Origin of the sequence: Metabacillus rhizosphaerae (assembly GCF_037201795.1) — a bacterium.
GTDB classification, from domain to species: domain Bacteria; phylum Bacillota; class Bacilli; order Bacillales; family Bacillaceae; genus Metabacillus; species Metabacillus rhizosphaerae.
Genome location: NZ_CP147403.1, coordinates 4,082,938 through 4,104,320 on the forward strand (window position 1 = coordinate 4,082,938; position 21,383 = coordinate 4,104,320).

General features: G+C 35.9%; 21 protein-coding genes. All 21 read right to left on the reverse strand.

What is annotated here, in order from left to right; all coding sequences use genetic code 11:
- Nucleotides 1-96 precede the first annotated feature (96 nt).
- Nucleotides 97-2,172, reverse strand: a complete 2,076-nt coding sequence (gene topA / locus WCV66_RS19865; RefSeq protein WP_066337786.1) for a type I DNA topoisomerase — start codon at nt 2,170-2,172, stop codon at nt 97-99.
- A 447-nt stretch (nt 2,173-2,619) separates the two neighbouring features.
- Entirely contained in the window at nt 2,620-3,501 is an 882-nt protein-coding gene (dprA, locus tag WCV66_RS19870; RefSeq protein ID WP_338786629.1) for a DNA-processing protein DprA, read from the reverse strand.
- A 99-nt stretch (nt 3,502-3,600) separates the two neighbouring features.
- Nucleotides 3,601-4,503 carry a succinate--CoA ligase subunit alpha gene (gene sucD / locus WCV66_RS19875; RefSeq protein WP_066337789.1) on the reverse strand — a complete coding sequence of 301 codons (903 nt, stop codon included), beginning with the start codon at nt 4,501-4,503 and terminating at the stop codon, nt 3,601-3,603.
- 18 nt (nt 4,504-4,521) lie between these two features.
- Nucleotides 4,522-5,682, reverse strand: a complete 1,161-nt coding sequence (gene sucC / locus WCV66_RS19880; protein ID WP_066337792.1) for an ADP-forming succinate--CoA ligase subunit beta — start codon at nt 5,680-5,682, stop codon at nt 4,522-4,524.
- Between the two features lie 256 nt (nt 5,683-5,938).
- Nucleotides 5,939-6,208, reverse strand: coding sequence for an EscU/YscU/HrcU family type III secretion system export apparatus switch protein (locus WCV66_RS19885; protein WP_066337795.1), 270 nt, complete (start codon nt 6,206-6,208; stop codon nt 5,939-5,941).
- Nucleotides 6,205-7,536 (reverse strand): hypothetical protein, encoded by a 1,332-nt coding sequence (locus tag WCV66_RS19890; RefSeq protein ID WP_338786630.1) that lies wholly within the window; start codon nt 7,534-7,536, stop codon nt 6,205-6,207. Before WCV66_RS19890 ends, WCV66_RS19885 begins: the two co-directional genes overlap by 4 nt.
- A 27-nt stretch (nt 7,537-7,563) precedes the next feature.
- Complete coding sequence (locus WCV66_RS19895; RefSeq protein ID WP_338789500.1) at nt 7,564-8,331, reverse strand: ribonuclease HII; 768 nt, start codon at nt 8,329-8,331, stop codon at nt 7,564-7,566.
- A 90-nt stretch (nt 8,332-8,421) separates the two neighbouring features.
- Complete coding sequence (gene ylqF / locus WCV66_RS19900; RefSeq protein WP_066337806.1) at nt 8,422-9,282, reverse strand: ribosome biogenesis GTPase YlqF; 861 nt, start codon at nt 9,280-9,282, stop codon at nt 8,422-8,424.
- Between the two features lie 21 nt (nt 9,283-9,303).
- The gene (gene lepB / locus WCV66_RS19905) at nt 9,304-9,855 is read right to left on the reverse strand and encodes a signal peptidase I (protein ID WP_066337808.1); all 552 of its coding nucleotides are present in this window, start codon (nt 9,853-9,855) and stop codon (nt 9,304-9,306) included.
- 260 nt (nt 9,856-10,115) lie between these two features.
- Nucleotides 10,116-10,460, reverse strand: a complete 345-nt coding sequence (gene rplS, locus WCV66_RS19910; RefSeq protein WP_066337810.1) for a 50S ribosomal protein L19 — start codon at nt 10,458-10,460, stop codon at nt 10,116-10,118.
- A gap of 154 nt (nt 10,461-10,614) precedes the next feature.
- On the reverse strand, nt 10,615-11,349 hold the full coding sequence (gene trmD, locus WCV66_RS19915; protein ID WP_066337812.1) for a tRNA (guanosine(37)-N1)-methyltransferase TrmD: 735 nt from the start codon (nt 11,347-11,349) through the stop codon (nt 10,615-10,617).
- Nucleotides 11,349-11,870, reverse strand: coding sequence for a ribosome maturation factor RimM (rimM, locus tag WCV66_RS19920; RefSeq protein ID WP_338786632.1), 522 nt, complete (start codon nt 11,868-11,870; stop codon nt 11,349-11,351). The genes trmD and rimM overlap by 1 nt, the downstream gene beginning before the upstream one ends.
- Before the next feature lie 5 nt (nt 11,871-11,875).
- On the reverse strand, nt 11,876-12,256 hold the full coding sequence (locus tag WCV66_RS19925) for a YlqD family protein (protein WP_066337820.1): 381 nt from the start codon (nt 12,254-12,256) through the stop codon (nt 11,876-11,878).
- Between the two features lie 144 nt (nt 12,257-12,400).
- The gene (locus WCV66_RS19930; protein WP_185653129.1) at nt 12,401-12,631 is read right to left on the reverse strand and encodes a KH domain-containing protein; all 231 of its coding nucleotides are present in this window, start codon (nt 12,629-12,631) and stop codon (nt 12,401-12,403) included.
- Nucleotides 12,632-12,645: 14 nt separating this feature from the next.
- Complete coding sequence (gene rpsP / locus WCV66_RS19935; protein ID WP_066337822.1) at nt 12,646-12,918, reverse strand: 30S ribosomal protein S16; 273 nt, start codon at nt 12,916-12,918, stop codon at nt 12,646-12,648.
- Between the two features lie 253 nt (nt 12,919-13,171).
- The gene (ffh, locus tag WCV66_RS19940) at nt 13,172-14,512 is read right to left on the reverse strand and encodes a signal recognition particle protein (protein WP_066337823.1); all 1,341 of its coding nucleotides are present in this window, start codon (nt 14,510-14,512) and stop codon (nt 13,172-13,174) included.
- A gap of 11 nt (nt 14,513-14,523) precedes the next feature.
- Entirely contained in the window at nt 14,524-14,856 is a 333-nt protein-coding gene (locus tag WCV66_RS19945) for a putative DNA-binding protein (protein WP_157094488.1), read from the reverse strand.
- Between the two features lie 200 nt (nt 14,857-15,056).
- A complete protein-coding gene (gene ftsY, locus WCV66_RS19950) occupies nt 15,057-16,052 on the reverse strand; it encodes a signal recognition particle-docking protein FtsY (protein ID WP_338786633.1) in 996 nt (331 codons plus the stop codon).
- Nucleotides 16,053-16,066: 14 nt separating this feature from the next.
- Nucleotides 16,067-19,633 carry a chromosome segregation protein SMC gene (gene smc, locus WCV66_RS19955; RefSeq protein WP_338786634.1) on the reverse strand — a complete coding sequence of 1,189 codons (3,567 nt, stop codon included), beginning with the start codon at nt 19,631-19,633 and terminating at the stop codon, nt 16,067-16,069.
- Nucleotides 19,634-19,932: 299 nt separating this feature from the next.
- On the reverse strand, nt 19,933-20,676 hold the full coding sequence (rnc, locus tag WCV66_RS19960; RefSeq protein ID WP_066337832.1) for a ribonuclease III: 744 nt from the start codon (nt 20,674-20,676) through the stop codon (nt 19,933-19,935).
- Between the two features lie 294 nt (nt 20,677-20,970).
- Nucleotides 20,971-21,204, reverse strand: coding sequence for an acyl carrier protein (acpP, locus tag WCV66_RS19965; RefSeq protein ID WP_066337843.1), 234 nt, complete (start codon nt 21,202-21,204; stop codon nt 20,971-20,973).
- Between the last annotated feature and the right edge of the window lie 179 nt (nt 21,205-21,383).

Here is a 21,383-nt window from a genome sequence, read left to right on the forward strand (position 1 = left end):
AATTACCCTCCATCAAATAAGAAATTCCTTATAAATTCCTTGAGCTATAAATTCTTTTTCAATAATTATAAAGAGGTGAGCTTAAAAGCTGCTCACCTACTTTTGCTGTTCCTCTTTATAATCACATTCCATACATTGTACTTGGATGCCCTTTTTCAGCTTTTTCTCAACAAGCATATTGTTACATTTTGGACAACTTCTTGCAATTGGTTTATCCCAAGAAAGGAATTCACATTCTGGATATTGATTACATCCGTAAAAAATTCTGCGCTTTTTCGATTTTCGTTCTACTATCGTACCCTCTTCACAATTAGGGCATTTAACACCTATTTCTTTAACAATCGGTTTAGTATTACGGCAATCAGGGAAATTTGAACAAGCCATAAACTTTCCAAATCTACCCATTTTATAAACCATATGATGACCACACTCTTCGCAATCTACCCCAGCAGGTTCATCTTTAATTTCGATTTTTTCCATTTCATTTTCTGCTTTTTCTAATCTTGGAGAAAAATCTTTATAAAAATCATCAAGTATTTTTATCCACTGAATATTTCCATCTTCTACTTCATCTAGACTATTTTCCATATTTGCAGTGAACTCAACATTGATAATTTCCGGAAAAAACTCCCTGATAAGCTCTAGTACGATTTCACCAAGCTCTGTTGGAATAAACCGTTTATTATCAAGTCCCACATAGCCGCGCTTTTGAATTGTATCTAATGTTGGAGCATATGTTGAAGGACGACCAATCCCTAATTCTTCTAATGTTTTTACTAAGCGTGCCTCTGTATAGCGTGGAGGTGGCTGGGTAAAATGCTGTGCAGGTTCAACATCTTTTGAAAAGACCTCATCTCCCTCTTTTAAGTCAGGCAGTAATCGATCTTTTTCTTCGATTTGATCATCATTTCCTTCGACATATACTTTCATAAATCCAGGAAACTTAATTTTAGACCCAGTTGCTCTGAACATTACACCATTATTTGTTAAATCAACACTCATTGTATCCAATATAGCCGATGCCATTTGACTTGAAACAAAACGTTCCCAAATGAGCTTATATAATCTAAGTTGATCTCTGCTCAAAAACTCTTTCAGTGACGCAGGATCACGTAAAGTTGAGGTTGGACGAATCGCTTCATGAGCATCTTGAGCATTCGAATTTTTCTTAGCAGTTTTTGTTTGTGTACCAAGATATTCTTTTCCATACTTATTTTCTATATATTGAGCTGCCTCTGCTTGAGCAGTTTCAGCTATTCTTGTTGAATCTGTTCTCATATAGGTGATTAATCCAACTGTACCATCCTTACCTAAATCAATACCTTCGTAAAGCTGCTGAGCAATCATCATTGTTTTCCTTGCTCTAAAGTTTAATTTACGTGCAGCCTCCTGTTGTAAAGTTGAGGTGATAAAAGGTACTGCAGGGTTTCTCTTTCGTTCTTTTTTTGTTACTTTATCGACAGTAAATTTGTTTCCTTCAATATTTTGAAATACTGCTTTAACATCTTCCTCTGATGATAACTCTTTTTTCTTTCCATTAACACCATAAAAAGCTGCATCAAATTCCTTTTGTCCCTTTAAAAACTGACCATCAATTGACCAGTACTCTTCTGGGATGAAGTCTTTGATTTCTTTTTCTCGATCAATGATTAACCGAAGAGCAACAGACTGTACTCGACCAGCACTTAGACCTTTTTTTACTTTTTTCCACAGGATAGGGCTAATTTTATAGCCAACAAGTCTGTCAAGGACACGTCTAGCTTGTTGTGCATCGACGAGATCCATGTTAATTGAACGGGGATGTTTAAATGACTCCTGTATTGCATCCTTGGTAATTTCATTAAATACTACACGACAGTCAGAGTGTATATCAACATCAAGGCTATGTGCCAAATGCCATGCAATCGCTTCCCCTTCGCGATCCGGGTCAGCTGCGAGGTAAACTTTTTTTGCCTTTTTAGCAGCAGTCTTTAATTCCTTTAAAACAGAACCCTTACCTCTAATTGTAATATACTTTGGTTCAAAGTTATGTTCAACATCAACACCAATTTGACTTTTAGGTAGATCCCTCACATGTCCCATTGATGCTTTTACTTTATATTTTTTCCCTAAATAACGTTCAATCGTTTTTGCTTTTGCAGGTGATTCAACAATGACTAAATAGTCCGACATGCATTTTGTCCTCCTTAAGAGGTATTCTCTCTTTAATATTTCTTTTATGTTCTTAAATTTATTGAAAGATTATTTGAATGTGAATGTTTCGCTTAGGTCACATTTAGAAAGAAGAGACCTTCTTATTCATTTTTTGATTATAATTGTTAGTTTGGCCCTTACTCCAATATAAGCGTAGTTATCAGAATCTATTAAGAATGCTACTAGTAAAATTCTGTTATGTCCAACTATCCATTTACTGCTATTGGAAAAACCCCATGAGACTGAAGTTCCACTATATAAATCTCCACTATTATTAAATATTCCCATGCTATTTGTCAAACACTAATAAAGAAATTAACCTTATCATATACCAATTTAATAAGAAAGAACATGAATATTTTCACTAATATTGTAAATTTTGTACATAGTTATCTTTTTAATACTGATACTTTTGAATCAAAAACGTTAATGATTGATTGGCAATTCTTCAATAATATGTGATGCATTTTGAACCAATTTTGCCCCGCTTTGTATTAGTTCATTAGTACCAGAACTACATTCATCAAATATGGAACCAGGTACAGCAAATACCTCGCGATTTTGTTCAAGAGCTTGGTATGCTGTTATTAATGAACCACTTCTATTTTTTGCTTGAATAATAATTGTCCCTTCTGATAACCCACTTATTATTCGGTTTCTCATCGGAAAATGCCATTTTTGAGGTGGTGTAAATGGGGGATGTTCTGAGAGGATAAGATGTGATGACATAAGTACATTAGCTAATGGTATATTTTGTTTTGGATAGATATGAAATAAACCACCTGCAATAACCGCAATCGTTTTCCCACCATTATGTAGGGCTGTTTCATGACCTAATGTATCAATTCCTTTAGCCATGCCACTTACAATTACCCAATTATCAATAATAAGCGGCTTTAAAAGGTGCTCTAGAGCTTTTTTACCGTAATCAGTTGGATACCTCGTACCAACTACACTTATTAAATGTCGACGCTGTGCTAAGCTAATATCCCCCTTATAATACATTATTGGCGGTGGGTCGGAAATTTCTTTCAACAAATGCGGATATTTTTCATCATATAAAGAAACAAAAGATATATTGTGCTCAATGTATTTTTCATAAAGTGAGTCAAAATCTATTAAATTATATTCTTTCTTGATAGCATGAACCTTATCTTTCTTCACATTTAAATAAAAAGTCCATTCATCATCATTAAGCGAGTAAAAGATATTTAATGTTGGGTCAATTTTATAGAGTTTATAAAGAAGTTGATTACTTACACCTTTACAATGTGATAATAGAAATAATCTTTTAGTAACAATGTCCATGTTCTCCTCCTACTATTACTTTTCTGAACTAGCAAATTATGAAATTTTAAACACCATGAAAAGGAACAGGCAAAAACCTGTCCCTTCTTTGACATGTAATTAATGTGTTTTACATTTCTCTAACAAACCTTGCTCTTCAAGTACTGAAATAAGTGTTTCACCCATAACAGATGGTGTTTCAGCCACTTTAATACCGCATTCGTTCATTGTTTTGATTTTTTCTTCGGCAGTACCTTTACCACCTGAAATAATTGCACCAGCATGGCCCATACGCTTTCCTGGAGGTGCTGTTTGACCACCGATAAAGCCAACAACTGGTTTAGTCATATTTGCTTTAACCCATTCTGCAGCTTCCTCTTCAGCAGTACCACCGATTTCACCGATCATGATGACAGCATATGTATCCTCATCTTCGTTGAAAGCTTTAAGAACATCAATAAAGTTTGTCCCATTAACTGGGTCTCCACCAATACCCACAGCAGTAGATTGCCCAATACCAGCTTGTGATAGTTGATGAACTGCTTCATATGTAAGCGTTCCTGATCGAGATACAACACCTACATGACCTTTTTTATGAATATAACCTGGCATAATACCAATTTTACATTCATCTGGTGTAATAACACCTGGGCAGTTAGGTCCTACAAGGCGAGTATTCTTGCCTTCCATATAACGTTTAACCTTTACCATATCCAGTACTGGAATATGCTCTGTAATACAGATAACTAAATCTAATTCTGCGTCTACACCTTCCATAATTGCATCAGCAGCGAAAGGAGCAGGTACATAAATTACAGATGCATTAGCACCAGTTTTTTGAACAGCTTCTTGAACTGTATTGAAAACTGGTACACCGCTCGCCTCAGTTCCACCTTTACCAGGTGTTACACCACCAACAATATTTGTACCATATTCTAGCATTTGCTTTGTATGGAAAAGTGCTGTTGAACCAGTGATACCTTGTACGATAACTTTCGTATCTTTATTAATAAATACACTCATGATTGTCCCCTGCCTTTCTTACCCTACTAATGAAACGATTTTTTGTGCGCCGTCAGCCATAGATTCTGCAGAAGTAATATTTAAACCAGACTCATTTAAAATTTTCTTTCCTAAATCTACGTTTGTACCTTCTAGACGTACAACAAGTGGAATCTCTAAACCTACTTGTTTTGTTGCTTCTACAACACCTTCTGCAATAACATCACATTTCATAATTCCACCAAAGATGTTAACGAAAATACCTTTAACATTTTCATCAGATAGAATAATTTTAAATGCTTCTGTTACTTTTTCTGCAGTTGCACCGCCCCCAACATCAAGGAAGTTTGCCGGATCTCCGCCATAAAACTTAATAATATCCATAGTAGACATTGCAAGACCAGCACCATTTACCATACATCCAATGTTACCGTCTAAAGAAATATAGCTTAAGTCATATTTAGATGCTTCAATTTCTTTTGCATCTTCTTCTTCAAGATCACGATATTCTACGATATCTTTGTGGCGATATAGTGCATTTGAATCAAAGTTTAATTTCGCATCAAGTGCCATAACTTTTCCATCACCAGTAACAACTAAAGGATTAATTTCTGCAATTGAACAATCCTTTTCAACAAATGCTTGGTATAAGCCCATCATGAATTTCACAGCTTGTCCAACTAATTCTTTCTTAATGTTAATGTTAAAAGCGATTCTTCTAGCTTGATAGCCTTGTAATCCTACAGCAGGATCAATCACTTCTTTAAAGATTTTTTCAGGAGTTTTCTCTGCTACTTCCTCAATCTCTGTTCCGCCTTCTTCAGAGGCCATAAGAACAACACGTGATGTAGCACGGTCTAATACTAGACCTACGTAATATTCCTTCTTAATATCACAGCCTTCTTCAATAAGTAGGCGTTTAACCTCTTTACCTTCAGGACCTGTTTGGTGTGTTACTAATGTTTTTCCAAGAATTTCTTCAGCATATGTACGAGCTTCATCAAGGTTTTTAGCAACTTTTACCCCGCCAGCTTTACCGCGTCCACCTGCATGGATTTGAGCTTTAACTACCACTACATCTGTTCCAAGTTCTTTTGCAGCTTCAACTGCTTCATCCACAGAAAAAGCCACTCGTCCATTTGGTACAGAAACCCCGTATTTTCGAAGGAGTTCTTTCCCTTGGTACTCATGGATATTCATTTGCCATCCTCCTAACCTATTTACAAGAAAAAATATACTGCGCTTTCATTTTATATAATAGTTTTCACCTTGTCTACCATTCCACACAAAATTGTATATTCCTTTAGTAAAATTAATTTTTATTTTATTAAGATAGAAGAATTTATAGAATTTGGGGACAGTCCCCAAATTCTATATAAGATTAGCTTTCACCGAACAAATATCATGGTTTACAAAGTGTTTACTCACTTAGGGACTGTCCCCAAAAACGAAAATTTTATATTTCTTTGTCAAGTTTATATAGAAATGCAAAAATTTCTGCAACTGCCTCGTATAGCTCTTCAGGGATTTGCTGATGGATTTCAAGTTTTGATAGTAATTCGATCAATGCCGGGTCTTCTTGTATGTGGATTTCTTGTTTGTTTGCAGCTTTAATAATTTCTTTCGCAACTAGTCCTTTTCCTTTTGCTATAACTTTTGGCGCAATTTCTTTTTCGTTATCATATCTTAAGGCAATTGCTTGTTTTATTTCCCTGCTACTAATCATATTTTAATATCAACTCCAGTGTATGAGGATTGGGGAGTTTGTATATTTACTTGCTTGATAGAATTTCCTTGAAATTCAGCTTTCTTCTCAAAAGGCGTAACTTTAACTGAGGTTACATAATAATCAATATTACTTAAATGTTCTTTTAATTCATTACTATAAAGTGTGACAAGTTTTTCTAGTGCCTTACTGTTATTTCTGACAGTAATATTCATGACGCGATTTTGGATTTGAACATCGATCATCGATTCATTAAGTCTAGGAAGTTGCAAATAAAATATAATTCGACAAAACGCTGGGTCTATCGTACCGTCCGCTTGTTTTTTCCCATTCCATTTAATCGTCAAATCTGTCTGCGAATTGTTAAAGAAGAGTGGAATTTGAGTTATAATTTGTTGGGTCGGACCATTATCTTGATATAGTAATGATTGACCATTTAAACGATGGATGAGTTGATCAATTTGGTCTTTCAACCCTGGAATTGCAACTTCTTTACTAGCAGAAATTAACATATTTTTAAGGGAAAGCGTTTCATTCATTTTATCTCTCTCACTATTTAACTGGTGCCATAATTTAGTTTCATCCATGAGACCTAAGTTTTTTTCAGTTGCTAAAAGAACGTTTTGTACGATATCCTTTGAAACTAATTGTAAATCATTATCAGGATTACCAATTGAAACTTGCATTACTCCCTTGATTAATTCTGTTAGCTGTTTGATAGATTTCGTTTGAATGTTTTCTTGTTGAAGTGTTTGAAAGAGCTTGTCAATTTGTTGAGCTAACGGTTCACTTTTTTGAGATTCAATAATCGATCTAACTATTACTTCTGATAACGGATATTGTTTTTTTAAAGCTGAGATTACCGTGTTTATTGTTTCAGGTATTTGAGCCTTATGTGTATTTTTAATAATTTCATTAGCAGTAATAAGCTGTTGTTTCGTTATTGGTATGTTGAGTCTTATTAGTTCATTCGCTAGCAACATATTATTCTTTGTATGTTGTTGCTGAAATAAGCTTAATAAATCTTTCGCAGTAGCAAGCTGGGAATTTTTATCTATCTCAACTTGTTTGACTATTTTTAATTTTATCCCTAACTGATCTGAACCCTTTACTGTAAACCAATATTTTTCCAATGGATGAATTGGTGTATCAAGATGAGCTACCAGTTTTGAATGCCCTACCTGGATTTGTGCTTTTTGGTCAGGAATGAGCTTGAGTACATGTCCCAATACGACCTGATTCTCTTTTAATATCAGCTGCCCTTGAGGCTGGCTAAGTTGAGAGACAGCTTGTTTCAAGAGATTGCCCATGACAGATGCACGCTCCATTGATACGCTCCTTCCTTGTTAATATGATTATAGTAATTCTTTTACAGGTGCAAAGCTTTTACGATGATGTACTGTAACACCATATTTTTGCAATGCTTCCAAATGGTACTTTGTGCCATATCCCATATGTTGATCAAAACTATATTCAGGGAATTGCTTTGCTATATCAAGCATGATGCGATCACGAGTAACCTTAGCGATAACTGAGCTTGCTGCAATTGATACACTTTTTGTATCACCCTTAATAATGGATTCCTGTGAAATTGGTAATTCTAATTTCATTGCATCAAGTAATAAAAAATTCGGCTGGATTTCTAGCTCTTTGATCGCATTCTTCATAGCTAATTTTGTAGCTTCATATATATTTATTTGATCAATAACCTCTGGTGCGACGATACCAATTCCAATCGCTTGCGCATTTTCTTTAATAAGATTGAAAAACTTCTCTCTCATTGGTGCCGATAGCTTCTTAGAATCGTTTAATCCAGGCATGTAACACTCTTCTTTTAAGATGACCGCTGCTGCTACCACAGGCCCAGCAAGTGGGCCTCTCCCCACTTCATCAATACCTGCTATCAAATGAAAACCATTGTTATGTGCACTTCTTTCATAGCTAAGCATGCTATAGAACTGCTGCTGAAGAATCTTATCTTGTTCATACTTTTTCATCCATTTTTGCACAAGCTGTTGTACGCCTTTTCTTGAATCAGTTTTACACTCTTTTAGAAAAGGATCCTTATCACTTTTGATTTCAGATAATCTATCTTGTATTTCCTTCGTTGTTAATTGCATAATTATTAGCTCCTTACACTTTTCCTCTACCAATTATATCGGTCCAATTTAAAATAAATAAAGACCCGCAAAATTGCGAGCCCTTTAAATATGTTATTGTTCAGTAAATTGTTTTGGTGTTTCAAAAGATAATCTTCCTAATTTATCAGCACGGATTTCTCTAAGAACAAGTTCAGAGGTTTTATCATAATCAATATAACCTCCAGGCATAATACACCCACGCTTTTTACCGATTTCATCAAAAAGGGGCACAATCTCATCCGGTAACTCATCCAAATGAAAGCGACCAATTAGCCGATTAGGATAGTGTTCTTTTAGAAAATTTAATGCAAAAACTGTTACCTCTTGCAGATTTAGGATTGCATCTTTAATAGCACCAGTTGTTGCAAGCTTAAAACCTACTAGCTGATCTTCAAATTTTGGCCAGAGTATTCCTGGAGTATCCAAGAGCTCAAGTTCTTGTCCAACCTTTACCCACTGCTGAGCAGTTGTTACACCAGGCCTGTCGGCTGTTTTGGTAATATTTTTCTTTGCCAGTCTATTTATTAATGTTGATTTCCCTACATTTGGAATTCCGATAATTAACGCTCGTATAGCTCTAGGTTTTATTCCTTTTGCAGCCATTTTATCAAATTTCTCTTTTAACAATACCTTTGATAAAGCGGTAATTTGTTTTAATCCAGTTCCTGTTTGTGCATCGATTGCAAGGGCATGTATACCTTTTTCTTTGAAAAACTCCAGCCATTGCTTGGTTATGGCATCATCAGCCTTATCTGCCTTATTTAATAATACAATACGAGGCTTTGATGACACAATTTCATCGATCATAGGATTTCGTGAAGACATTGGTATTCTAGCATCAACAAGTTCAAAAACAATATCAATTAATTTAAGCTTTTCTGTTACTTGTCTTCTAGCTTTTGCCATATGTCCTGGAAACCATTGTATAGTCATAAAAAGCACCTTCTTTTTCCGTTACTCAGCGATTCTAAAACCTGAGATGGGCCAGTATACCAAACTGGTTTTTCCCATAACTTCTTCAATCGGAACTGTACCAATGTGTCTGCTATCCTTACTTTGTCTTCTATTATCACCCATAACAAAGATATGGCCTTCTGGTACCGTTGATTGTCCAATGATACTTTCGAGATCAAAGGGCTCGGTTAATGGTCCATCTATTAGTTGATTTTTATATTCTTCAAGGTATGGTTCTTCAAACGCTTCTCCATTTATATAAAGAGTATCATTCTCATACTCAACATGATCTCCCGGCAAACCGATTACTCTTTTAATATAATCTTTGTCAATCGTTGCATGAAATACAACAATATCAAAACGTTTAGGTTCACCGATTTTATATGAGAACTTATTCACAATCATCCTATCCTGTGTATGTAAGGTTGGCATCATAGAATATCCATCAACTACTATTGGAGCAAAAAAGAAATAACGTATGACGGCTGCTAATAGTACTGCTATCGCCAATGCCTTAATCCATTCTAACAGTTCGTTTTTCTTTTTTGTCATTATTTCACCTACTCTAGCAATCATTATCAACACTTTTACTTATTACTATTCCCTATTACAAGGTAAGTCAATCTACCGATTTCACTTATTTATTAAGTCGTATTCACTTGAAATTTCTTGGAGTCGTTTTAAGGCAATAATTTTTCACAAAAGAACTTAGATGAAAAAGGAGCTTGTTATAAAAACAAGCTCCTTTTCACCTATACGGACAGTACTAAGTGCTGACCCATATATTAGAGACTTAGCATTGCTAAGCTATCTTATCGAATTTCTTTGATACGCGCAGCTTTACCACGTAATTGACGTAGGTAATAAAGTTTCGCACGGCGAACTTTACCGCGACGGATAACTTCTAACTTCGCGATCTTTGGTGTGTGTACAGGGAAAGTACGCTCAACACCTACACCGTAAGAAATCTTACGTACTGTAAATGTTTCACTAATTCCACCACCACGACGCTTAATCACAACACCTTCATACACCTGAACACGTTCACGAGTACCCTCGATAACTTTTACGTGTACACGTACTGTGTCACCAGGACGGAATGCAGGTAGATCAGTTTTTAATTGTTCTTTTGTGATATCTTCAATTAGTTTTTGCATCGTTTTCAACTCCTTCCAACAGATGCTCATTCCAACATTTCGTATTGCAGCGGAACATCGTTTTAAGACTCTACAGAAAAAAAGATTACATAGTAAGCTCTAGTCAGCAAGTCACGAGATTTATCATACCATATAGACGTTATGCCTGCAATAGCTACTTTTCATTTTCCCATTGTTTAATCAAAGATTTTTGCTTCTCTGTAAGAGGATAAGTTTCTAATAGATCTGGTCTTCTGGTGAATGTTCTTCGGAGAGACTCCTGCTCACGCCATTCCTCAATACGCTTATGATTACCAGACAGCAGGACCTCAGGAACCTTCATTCCTCTAAAATCTGCAGGTCTCGTATAATGTGGATGTTCAAGTAGACCTGAACTATATGAATCTAAAACTGGTGAATCCTCATTTCCTAATACTCCTGGAAGGAGTCGAACAACACTATCAGCAATTACCATGGATGCAAGCTCACCACCTGTTAAGACGAAGTCTCCAATTGAAATTTCATCTGTTACAAGATGCTCTCTAATCCGTTCATCATACCCTTCATAATGACCACATATAAAAAGGAGATGTTCTTCGGTTGCTAATTGTTCAGCCTTAGCTTGCGTAAAACGCTCTCCTTGAGGGCATACAAGGATCACTTTAGGTTTTGCATCTGTTTGCCTTTCAATATCCTCTACAGCATCAAATATGGGCTGTGGCTGCAAAACCATCCCTGCTCCACCACCATAAGGATAATCATCAACATTATTATGTTTATTTGAAGAATAATCACGAAAATTAATAATCCGAAACTGAACAGCTTCTTTTTCCTGTGCTTTTTTTAAAATCGATTCATTCAATACACCGTCAAACATCTCTGGAAAAAGTGTCATAAAATCAATTTTCATCAGTCTAGTAACCCTTCCATTGGAGTAATGATTACTTTCTTTTCTTCAATATTAATTTCCTTAACAATATCTTTGATGTAAGGAACGAGGAGGTCTTTATCACCATTTCTTTTCACTATCCATACGTCATTAGCACCTGTTGCTAAAATCTCATGGATTTTCCCGATTTCCTCTCCTTGATCCGTATACATGTGGCAACCAATGATTTCATGAAAATAGAATTCGCCTTCATCTAGTTCTGACAACTGATTTTCGTCTACTTTTAGTAAAGAACCTTTAAATTGCTCTACATCTTGAATGGAATTCATTCCTTTAAATGTCAGTAAGTCAAAGTTTTTATGTACCCGGTGGTTATCTACAACAACCTCTATCGGATCATTGGAGCCATCTTTAAATATGTATAATTTATTGCCAGGCTCATATCTTTCATCAGCGAAATCTGTTTTTGATATAACACGAACCTCACCTTTAACTCCATGCGTGTTTACGATTTTTCCAACATTAAACCATTTTTCAGCCATTTTCATCACCTCAGGCGTATTTGATCTACAATTCCATCTTTTATGACAATTGTTCTTTCTTTCATTAGTTCATTCCAATTGTCACCAACATTTACTTCAATAATTGCTTCCACTTCTTTTTCCTTAAGCTCACTACCAAGGGGTAAAGTATGTACTTGTTGAAGTTGAAATTCAACTAGTTTTATTTTTTCACGTCTTTTATCGATCTCTTTTAAAAATTGTGTTGCAAGCTGATTGCTAGTTTTTTCAACCTTTTTATATTGAAAATATAATTGATCACACTCTTGCTCTAGTAGTTTTTTCTTATTTGTAAACTGCTCAATTAATGCTTGCTTACTTGTTTCAGTCAAGATTTGTTTTACAGTAACACGGTGGAGTATATCCATTATTATTCCTCCCCTACTTGAGCTTAATACTATTAGAAATGCGCAAGCTCCGGTTTTGCATGTATGTACTTCGGTGCTTGACACTGGAACTAAAAAATATATTCTAATGTACAAAAAAAGGGGAGGATCGATCCTCACCCTTTTTCAGTCATTAATTTCAAGTTGAATTCTTTTAGATGAATTTGATCCTGCTGCATAAACAACAGTTCGAATTGCTTTTGCTATACGGCCTTGTTTTCCAATTACTTTACCAACGTCTTCTTTATGAACAGAAAGGCGATACGTAATTTGGTTCTCAGTTACCAGTTCTGTTATTTCAACATGCTCTGGTGAGTCAACAAGCGGCTTAACAATAGCTTCGATTAACTCTTTCATCTCATTTGCATTCATTACTTGCTTAATTTTGCGTTATGGAATTTTTCCATAATGCCTTGTTTTGAGAACAAGTTACGTACTGTATCAGATGGTTTAGCACCATCTTGCATCCATTTCATTGCTAATTCTTCGTTGATTTTAACTTCTGCTGGTTGCACAACTGGATTGTATGTTCCAACTACTTCGATGTAACGTCCATCACGTGGTGAACGAGAATCTGCTACTACAATACGATAAAAAGGTGATCTTTTTGATCCCATACGTTTTAAACGAATTTTTACTGCCATTTTATAAAGCACCTCCGAAAATATTTCAACAAGATAGTATATTATCAAATAACTTTTATGATGTAAAGGTTTTTTTCTTGTCAGAAGAAATTTCCTTTAAAAAAAGTAGATTTTTGTATTTAGTTTTAGTCTCTAGCTCCAGAACCTTTCCCCTCGAGGTCATAAGCGCACATGAATTGAAGGCAAAGAACGCCTTATATTCATGTGCGTCTTATGCTTGTCGGGCCTGACCAAGGCGCCTGCACTTTTAAATTTACATAAATGGGAATTTCATCCCTTTTTTCTTACCTTTTGACATACTAGTCATTTGCTTCATCATTTTTTTCATATCTTCAAATTGCTTTAATAGACGGTTGATCTCTTGAACAGATGTTCCGCTACCTTTTGCAATTCGTTTTTTACGTGAAGCATTCATGATTTCAGGATTGATCTTTTCAGCCTTTGTCATGGATTTAATTATGGCTTCTACATGACTTATCTGTTTTTCATCAACCTGAAGATTTTTGAGTCCTTTAACCTTGTTTGCTCCTGGAAGCATACCAATTAGATCTTCAAGAGGACCCATGTTACGAACTTGACCCAACTGCTCGAGAAAATCATCAAACGTAAATGACATCGTACGCATTTTTTGCTCAAGCTCTTTTGCCTTTTCGGCATCAACATTTGTCTGAGCCTTTTCAATAAGGGTTAGTACATCCCCCATACCAAGTATCCTTGATGCCATACGTTCTGGATGAAATGCTTCTAATGCATCCAATTTCTCACCAAGACCAACAAACTTAATTGGTGTATCTGTAACAGAGCGAATCGATAATGCAGCCCCACCACGTGTGTCACCATCAAGCTTTGTTAGTACAACACCTGTTAATCCAAGTTGTTCATTAAAGCTTTTTGCGACGTTTACTGCATCTTGACCTGTCATTGCATCAACAACAAGGAAGATTTCATCCGGCTTAGCGATGGATTTTACCTGTTCTAGCTCTTCCATGAGATTTTCATCAATGTGTAAGCGACCTGCTGTATCGATGATAACATAATCATGATGTTCATTCTTAGCATGTTCAAGTGCTTTCGTTGCAATTTCAACAGGACTAACTTGATCGCCCATAGAAAAAACAGGCATGTCCAATTGCTTACCTAATGTTTGCAATTGTTTAATTGCGGCAGGACGGTAAATATCTGCTGCAACAAGCAATGGCTTACGGTTGAACTTTTTACGTAAAAGGTTTGCAAGCTTTCCAGTTGTCGTTGTTTTACCAGCACCTTGTAAACCAACCATCATAATGACTGTTGGAGGGCGATTGGAAACAGCAATTTTACTTTGCTCTCCACCCATTAATTCAGTTAGTTCCTCTTTTACAACTTTAATAACCTGTTGGCCAGGTGTTAAGCTTTTCATTACCTCTTGACCAACAGCACGTTCACTTACGCGCTTAATAAAGTCTTTAACAACTTTGAAGTTTACATCGGCTTCTAAAAGAGCGAGGCGAACCTCTCTCATCATTTCTTTTACATCAGCTTCAGAAACCTTCCCTTTTCCGCGAATTTTTGCCATCGTATTTTGCAGTCGGTCGGCCAATCCTTCAAATGCCATAATGCCGCCTCCTAATCTAATTTCTCAAGTTCATTAAGCAATGAACCAATTTCCGCATTTCTGTCTGTCTTAGCAGAGAATTCACGAAGTTTTGTCATTAGCTCTTGACGCTTTTGAAATTTTTGAAATAATAATAGCTTTTCTTCGTATTGCTCCAGCATTGCTTCAGTACGTTTAATGTTATCGTAAACAGCTTGTCTACTAACATTATATTCTTCCGCAATTTCACCAAGGGAGAAATCATCTAAATAATATAACGACATATAGCTTTTTTGTTTAGGAGTTAATAATGATTGATAAAAATCAAACAGATAATTAAGTCTTGTCGTTTTTTCAAGCATTATGCCGTTTCACCCCTTTGTTAAGTGAATTACCTTTACATGTTAATAGTCTACATTTGCAGCCGATCCTTGTCAAGTATTACAGGATGAAACTACGGATTTTAAAGAATAATTCTATCTGTAAGTACTGTGGCAACATAAAAACGAGCTAACTTTTACCTTTTCTCAAAGTAAAAGTTAGCTCGTTCTATTTTAAAAAACTTTTAATGTTCTTCTTGCTCTTCAATAATTCCAGAGAAAAGACCATATACATATTGTTCTGTATTAAATTCTTGAAGATCATCCATCTTCTCTCCAAGACCTACAAATTTCACAGGTATATCCAGCTCACCTTTAATAGCTAATACAATACCACCCTTTGCAGTACCGTCTAACTTTGTTAACACGATACCAGATACATTTGTTGCTTGTGAAAACTGCTTTGCTTGTGTCATTGCATTTTGCCCTGTTGTTGCATCCAAAACGAGCAGTACCTCATGTGGAGCTCCAGGGATCTCCTTTTCAATGACACGCTTTACTTTTTCTAGTTCCTTCATAAGGTTCACTTTATTTTGCAGCCTTCCTGCTGTATCACATAAAAGGACATCTACTTTTCTTGCCTTTGCAGCCTGAACAGCATCGTACATTACGGCTGCAGGATCAGAACCTTCAGATTGCTTAATTACATCTACACCAACTCGTTCTCCCCATACCTCTAACTGCTCAATTGCACCCGCTCTAAACGTATCTCCTGCTGCTAAAAGAACAGAATTCCCTTCACTTTTAAGCTTGTGAGCTAATTTTCCAATTGTTGTCGTTTTACCAACACCATTAACACCAACAAATAGCACGACATTTAAGCGATCTTTTTGAAGATTTAGTTCATTATCATCCCCATCTTGATCACCTTGATAAATTTCTACAAGCTTTTCGGAGATTACCGCTTGTACCTCTTTCGTATCCTGAATATTTTGACGTTTAACTTCCAATTTCAATTCGTCAATGAGATCCATAACTGTCGTTACACCGACATCTGCGCTGATTAAAAGCTCTTCAAGCTCCTCAAAGAACTCCTCATCAACTTTACGGTATTTTGCAACAAGATCATTCATTTTACCTGCAAATGAATCTCTTGTTTTCGTTAAGCCTTCTTTAAACTTTTCTGTTACAGAATCTGTTTGTTTTGTGATTTTATCCTTTAATTTTTTAAAAAAGCTCATGCTTGTTCATCCTTTCAGCTAGATTGTACGAGTTCTTTTGATTCTTCAAGTCTTACAGATACGAGTTTAGAAACACCTGATTCCTGCATCGTTACCCCGTACAGGACATCAGCTTCTTCCATTGTTCCTTTACGGTGGGTAATCACGATAAATTGTGTTTCATGACTGAACTTTTTCAGGTATTGTGCAAAACGATGAACATTTGCTTCATCAAGTGCTGCCTCCACTTCATCAAGTACACAAAAAGGTACTGGTCGTACTTTCAAAATTGAGAACAATAATGCTATTGCTGTTAGAGCACGTTCCCCACCAGAAAGCAACCCAAGATTTTGCAGCTTTTTACCTGGAGGTTGTGCAACAATATCAACACCTGTATTCAATATATCATTCGGATCCGTTAACTTTAATTCAGCACGTCCACCACCAAATAACGCCTGAAAAACAGATTCAAAATGAGCACGAATCGCATTAAAGGTTTGCTCAAATCTTCTCTTCATTTCCTCGTCCATTTCACCTATAACTTCGTAAAGAGTGTCTTTTGCTTCTGTCAAATCATTTCGTTGCTCAGATAGGAACGTGAAACGTTCAAATACTCGTTCATACTCATCAATCGCTCCTAAGTTTACCGTTCCTAACTCATCAATTGCAAGCTTGATCAACTTCACACGTTTTCTTGCTTCATTTATATCCATATCAAGGGTATATTTTTCTTTTGCACCTTCAAAGGTTAACAAATATTCTTCTCGAAGATGGTTAAGACGATTATCTAATTCAACATCTAAGCGATTTAATTTTACCTCTTCATCCTTTAGACTATCTTGAAGCTGTTTATCCTGACGCTTTAACTCCTTCAGTTCACGATCTTCATACTCAAGCTTTTCATGTAATTGGAGGCGCTCCTCACGTCTACTTGCGATTAATTCAATCGTTTTATTTTTATCCTGGAGCTTATTTCTCGCAGCTTCCTCTAGCTTTTCCTCACCAGATGAACTTGAATTCATTTCATTTGAAAGCAAGGAATAATCTTCAGTTGCTTCATCATACTTTTCCTGTGATTGTTCCAAGTCTTGGTTTATTCGTTCTACCTTTTCTTTCTGATTTTCATAAACCTGACGTTTGCTTGCTAGAATGACTTTAATTTCGGTCAACTCATCATGTAATTCGTCTTTTGAGGTTTGCTGGGATACCTTTTTCTCGGACATTTTCTCGATCTCTTTATCTAGCTTTTCAAGTTTCAAAGAAATTGACTGCAGTTTATTACTAAGCTCACTTTTCCGTGCTGAAAACTTATCTTTTTCAGATTCAAATGATTCTCTTTCAGCATCATATAATTTTAAATGATCGTTAACATTCTTTTCATTTAATTCAATTTCCCTTATTTCACTTCTGATCATTTGCTCTTCTAAACGTAGCTTTTCACCATTAGAGCGTAACTCTTCGAGAATATCTTCTTGTTTTTTAATAGCTTCCTTTGTTGCCTTTACATCTTGTTCAAGCGAAGCTGTCTTCTCTTCCATATCGGCTAATTTTGCATTAATTGTTTCCAATTCACGTCCACGACTTAATAAGGAGTTATTCTTTTGTTTTACAGCGCCACCTGTCATTGATCCACCAGGATTCACTACATCACCTTGAAGTGTAACAAGTCGGTAACGATAATTCATTAGTTTCGCGATCTCGTTTGCACCCTTTAGGTCTGAGGTGACAATAACCGTTCCGAGAAGATTGCCAATAATAGATTTGAATTGTGGTTGATACTTCACTAAATCTGTCGCAACACCAACAAATGCTTGATGAGACTGAATTGCTTTAAGATCATGTGAGCCAATTGAACGTTCCTTAATGACTGTTAGAGGTAAAAATGTAGCTCGACCAAAAGAATTTTGTTTTAAAAATTGAATCGCCTTCCTCGCTGAGGATTCATCTTCAACAACCACATGTTGCATCGAACTACTTAAGGCAATTTCAATTGCTGATTCGTAGGTTTTGTCAGTTGAAATTAATTCAGCAACCGCTCCATGAATTCCTTCTAACTTATCCTTTGCTTTTAAAATCTCTTTTACACCTTGGAAGAATCCAGCATAGTCCTCCTGCATTGATTCTAAGACTTCTTTTCTTGAGCGAGTTTGCTGGAGTATCTGATAAGCTTGATATAAAGTCGATTCTTTCTTTTGATACGCATTTTTTACGTTTTCAAGTTTTGTTTGCGCATCCCGAAAACTCTTTATTTGATGAGATAACTGGCTTTCAATTAGCGCATATTTCGCTTCGATTTTGGTTTTTCTCTCAATAATATCTTCGCGTTCTGTTATATATCGTTTATTCGAGTCTAGCAGTCTAGTATTTTTCCGCTCTTGTTGACTTAGCTGCTCGTCTAAATAATGTATTTCATTACGTGCAGTAGCCTGCTCATTTAAAAGTTCAAAGTATTCACTTTTTAAGCCTTCAATTAATTCTTCAATATTTTGATCATAAGATGTCATCAGCTGTTGTTTTGCTACTAATTGATCTTGAATGGTATTTAGCTCTTTTTTAGAGGTTTGTAAGAACGCTTCCTGCTCTTGTTTTTCCTTCTTCAACCCTACAAGTCGCTCAGTTAATTCTTCAATTGATTTTTCTAATTGAGCCTTATTTTGATGGGCATTTTTCTTTCGCTCTTTTAAAACTTCTTTTCTTCCTTCTAACTTTTCTAACTCTTCACTTGCCAAGAGTAAAACCTGTTGTAGGTCATTAACTGAATCATCTAATGCGGTTAAATGATCGCGCATACGCTCAACTTCTGCTTCTCTTTTTTGCATGTTTGCTGAAAGCTTGAGTTCACGATCTTTCCCCTCATCAACTGATTTAGCAAGCGCTTCGTATTTTTGATGAAGTTCTTCAATTTCATAAACCGTAAGTGCTACTTCAATTTGTTCGAGTTCTTCTTTCTTTTGCAAGAAATCCTTTGCAATAGATGCTTGTATTTTTAATGGTTCAACCTGACCCTCTAACTCATGTAAAATGTCATGAACACGATTTAGGTTTTCCTGTGTTTCGGCTAATTTATATTCAGCCTTCTTTTTACGTGATTTATATTTTAAAACACCTGCAGCTTCTTCAAAAATGCTTCTGCGCTCTTCAGATTTACTGCTTAGGATTTCTTCAACTTTACCCTGGCTAATAATTGAAAAAGCTTCCTTCCCAAGACCAGAGTCCATAAATAAATCTATTATATCCTTTAGGCGACAGCTTTGCTTATTAATAAAAAACTCACTTTCTCCTGAACGATACACTCTGCGTGTAACACTCACCTCGTGATAATCAATTGGAAGAAAATGATCTTCATTATCTAGCGTTAATGTCACTTCAGCAATATTCAAACTCTTCCTAGAATCACTTCCAGCAAAAATGATATCCTCCATTTTTGCACCCCGAAGAGACTTAGCTGATTGCTCTCCCAACACCCATCTAATACCATCAGTAATATTACTCTTGCCACTTCCATTTGGTCCAACTACTGCTGTAACACCTTTGACAAAGTCAACTGTTACTCTTTCAGCAAAGGACTTGAATCCAACAATATCCAATCGTTTGAGGAACATTGTGATTTCCTCCTTACTATTTTTTCTATTTAGTATGTGATTTTAACCTGCTAGAAAAATCACTCTATCGATGTTATGATCAATAAACATTTTAATTATTAGTCATGCCTAAAACATGACAAATCCTTTCATATTTTATCACAATATGTCGGATAAAGGTCGATAACTTTTAATGACATGAAAAAAGGACGACTCACGTATGTCATGTTTATCACCATAAATCAATTTAACTTAAATGAAATGATTTAATAAAAATGTGAAGTACATGACATTATCAAATGAGTCTGTCCTATTAAAAGTTAATTATTAATTTGTTGGAGCCTTGATAGTGCTTCCTGTGCAGCATGCTGTTCCGCTTCTTTCTTAGATCTGCCACTCCCAGTTCCAAAAACTTCACCATTTAATGATACAGTTGATACAAATTCCCGATTATGTGCTGGTCCTTTTTCTTGAAGAATTTTATATTCTAAAATACCTTTTGTGTCCCTTTGAACAAACTCTTGCAGTTGACTTTTAAAATCCATCACATGCGAAAAAGCACCTTCGTCAATCTTTGGAATAACAAACTGATCTAAAAATTGTACAACAGCCTCCAAGCCCTGATCTAAATATAAAGCTCCAATAAATGCCTCAAATACATCTGCAAGTAACGCAGGACGAGCACGCCCCCCGGTCATTTCTTCACCCTTTCCTAGTAGCACTAAACTACCAAAAGAAAGGTTATTAGCGAATGCAACTAAGGAAGGCTCACAAACAATTGCCGCACGTAGTTTCGTTAACTCCCCTTCACTCATCATCGGATACTTTTTATAAAGGTACTGTGAGATCGTTAGCTCTAAAACAGCATCTCCTAAAAATTCAAGCCTCTCATTATCTTCATAAGGCTTCTTGCGATGTTCATTCACATATGATGAATGTGTAAAAGCTTGATATAAAAGCTTTTCATTCTTGAATGAATGGCCTATACGCTCTTGAAATTTTTTGAATTCCTCTACCTTTTTTGCAAAGGTTCTTTTCTCTTTGTAGTTAATATGTCTTGGCATAGGGTCCTCCATTTAAAACGGAAGCGCGCATTTTTTGGCTTAAGAAAATAAGTCACTCCATAATAAAAGGAATTAATACCTTCAATTAGGGAGGGGCTTATGACCTAAAAAGCCGTTACATTCACGAAGTCATCGCGGTAACTCCACTTACACACACATCTTGTGTTTTTGGAAAAAAGGCGCAGGAGCAAATAAAGTGTACTCCGTCCGAAATTTATCTATTTCTCTAATCATAAAATTTACCCTTATAAAAGGGGTAAAGCCCCGTAAAAATACGGGACTTTTAAGCAAACATTACTGTAAGCTATTTATGTAGTTAACAGCGTCACCCACTGTACCGATCTTTTCTGCATCTTCGTCAGAAATCTCCATATCGAACTCATCTTCAAGTTCCATAACAAGCTCAACTACATCAAGGGAATCTGCTCCAAGATCATCTTTGAATGAAGACTCTAATTTTACTTCAGCCTCATCAACACCTAAACGGTCAACGATAATCTTTGTTACACGTTCTAATACTTCTGCCATTTTCCTTCACCTCCCCTCAAGTATTATAAGTGATTTTCAATAGAAAAACTAGGTTTCAAACTAGCATTTTTTAAAGAAATGCGAAAAACGCCTTGTTCAGCTCCGATTAGTATAAGTCGCTCAATAATTGAAGGTGTTCTTTACCTTTAATTATTGAGTCACTAGACCCTAGAGGGGCT

Bases quoted from the DNA above. Each gene is read 5' to 3' on its own strand.
- topA (WP_066337786.1), bottom strand. From the start codon at position 2,172: ATGTCGGACTATTTAGTCATTGTTGAATCACCTGCAAAAGCAAAAACG.
- dprA (WP_338786629.1), bottom strand. From the start codon at position 3,501: ATGGACATTGTTACTAAAAGATTATTTCTATTATCACATTGTAAAGGT.
- sucD (WP_066337789.1), bottom strand. From the start codon at position 4,503: ATGAGTGTATTTATTAATAAAGATACGAAAGTTATCGTACAAGGTATC.
- sucC (WP_066337792.1), bottom strand. From the start codon at position 5,682: ATGAATATCCATGAGTACCAAGGGAAAGAACTCCTTCGAAAATACGGG.
- WCV66_RS19885 (WP_066337795.1), bottom strand. From the start codon at position 6,208: ATGATTAGTAGCAGGGAAATAAAACAAGCAATTGCCTTAAGATATGAT.
- WCV66_RS19890 (WP_338786630.1), bottom strand. From the start codon at position 7,536: ATGGAGCGTGCATCTGTCATGGGCAATCTCTTGAAACAAGCTGTCTCT.
- ylqF (WP_066337806.1), bottom strand. From the start codon at position 9,282: ATGACTATACAATGGTTTCCAGGACATATGGCAAAAGCTAGAAGACAA.
- lepB (WP_066337808.1), bottom strand. From the start codon at position 9,855: ATGACAAAAAAGAAAAACGAACTGTTAGAATGGATTAAGGCATTGGCG.
- rplS (WP_066337810.1), bottom strand. From the start codon at position 10,460: ATGCAAAAACTAATTGAAGATATCACAAAAGAACAATTAAAAACTGAT.
- trmD (WP_066337812.1), bottom strand. From the start codon at position 11,349: ATGAAAATTGATTTTATGACACTTTTTCCAGAGATGTTTGACGGTGTA.
- rimM (WP_338786632.1), bottom strand. From the start codon at position 11,870: ATGGCTGAAAAATGGTTTAATGTTGGAAAAATCGTAAACACGCATGGA.
- WCV66_RS19925 (WP_066337820.1), bottom strand. From the start codon at position 12,256: ATGGATATACTCCACCGTGTTACTGTAAAACAAATCTTGACTGAAACA.
- WCV66_RS19930 (WP_185653129.1), bottom strand. From the start codon at position 12,631: ATGAAAGAGTTAATCGAAGCTATTGTTAAGCCGCTTGTTGACTCACCA.
- rpsP (WP_066337822.1), bottom strand. From the start codon at position 12,918: ATGGCAGTAAAAATTCGTTTAAAACGTATGGGATCAAAAAGATCACCT.
- ffh (WP_066337823.1), bottom strand. From the start codon at position 14,512: ATGGCATTTGAAGGATTGGCCGACCGACTGCAAAATACGATGGCAAAA.
- ftsY (WP_338786633.1), bottom strand. From the start codon at position 16,052: ATGAGCTTTTTTAAAAAATTAAAGGATAAAATCACAAAACAAACAGAT.
- smc (WP_338786634.1), bottom strand. From the start codon at position 19,633: ATGTTCCTCAAACGATTGGATATTGTTGGATTCAAGTCCTTTGCTGAA.
- rnc (WP_066337832.1), bottom strand. From the start codon at position 20,676: ATGCCAAGACATATTAACTACAAAGAGAAAAGAACCTTTGCAAAAAAG.
- acpP (WP_066337843.1), bottom strand. From the start codon at position 21,204: ATGGCAGAAGTATTAGAACGTGTAACAAAGATTATCGTTGACCGTTTA.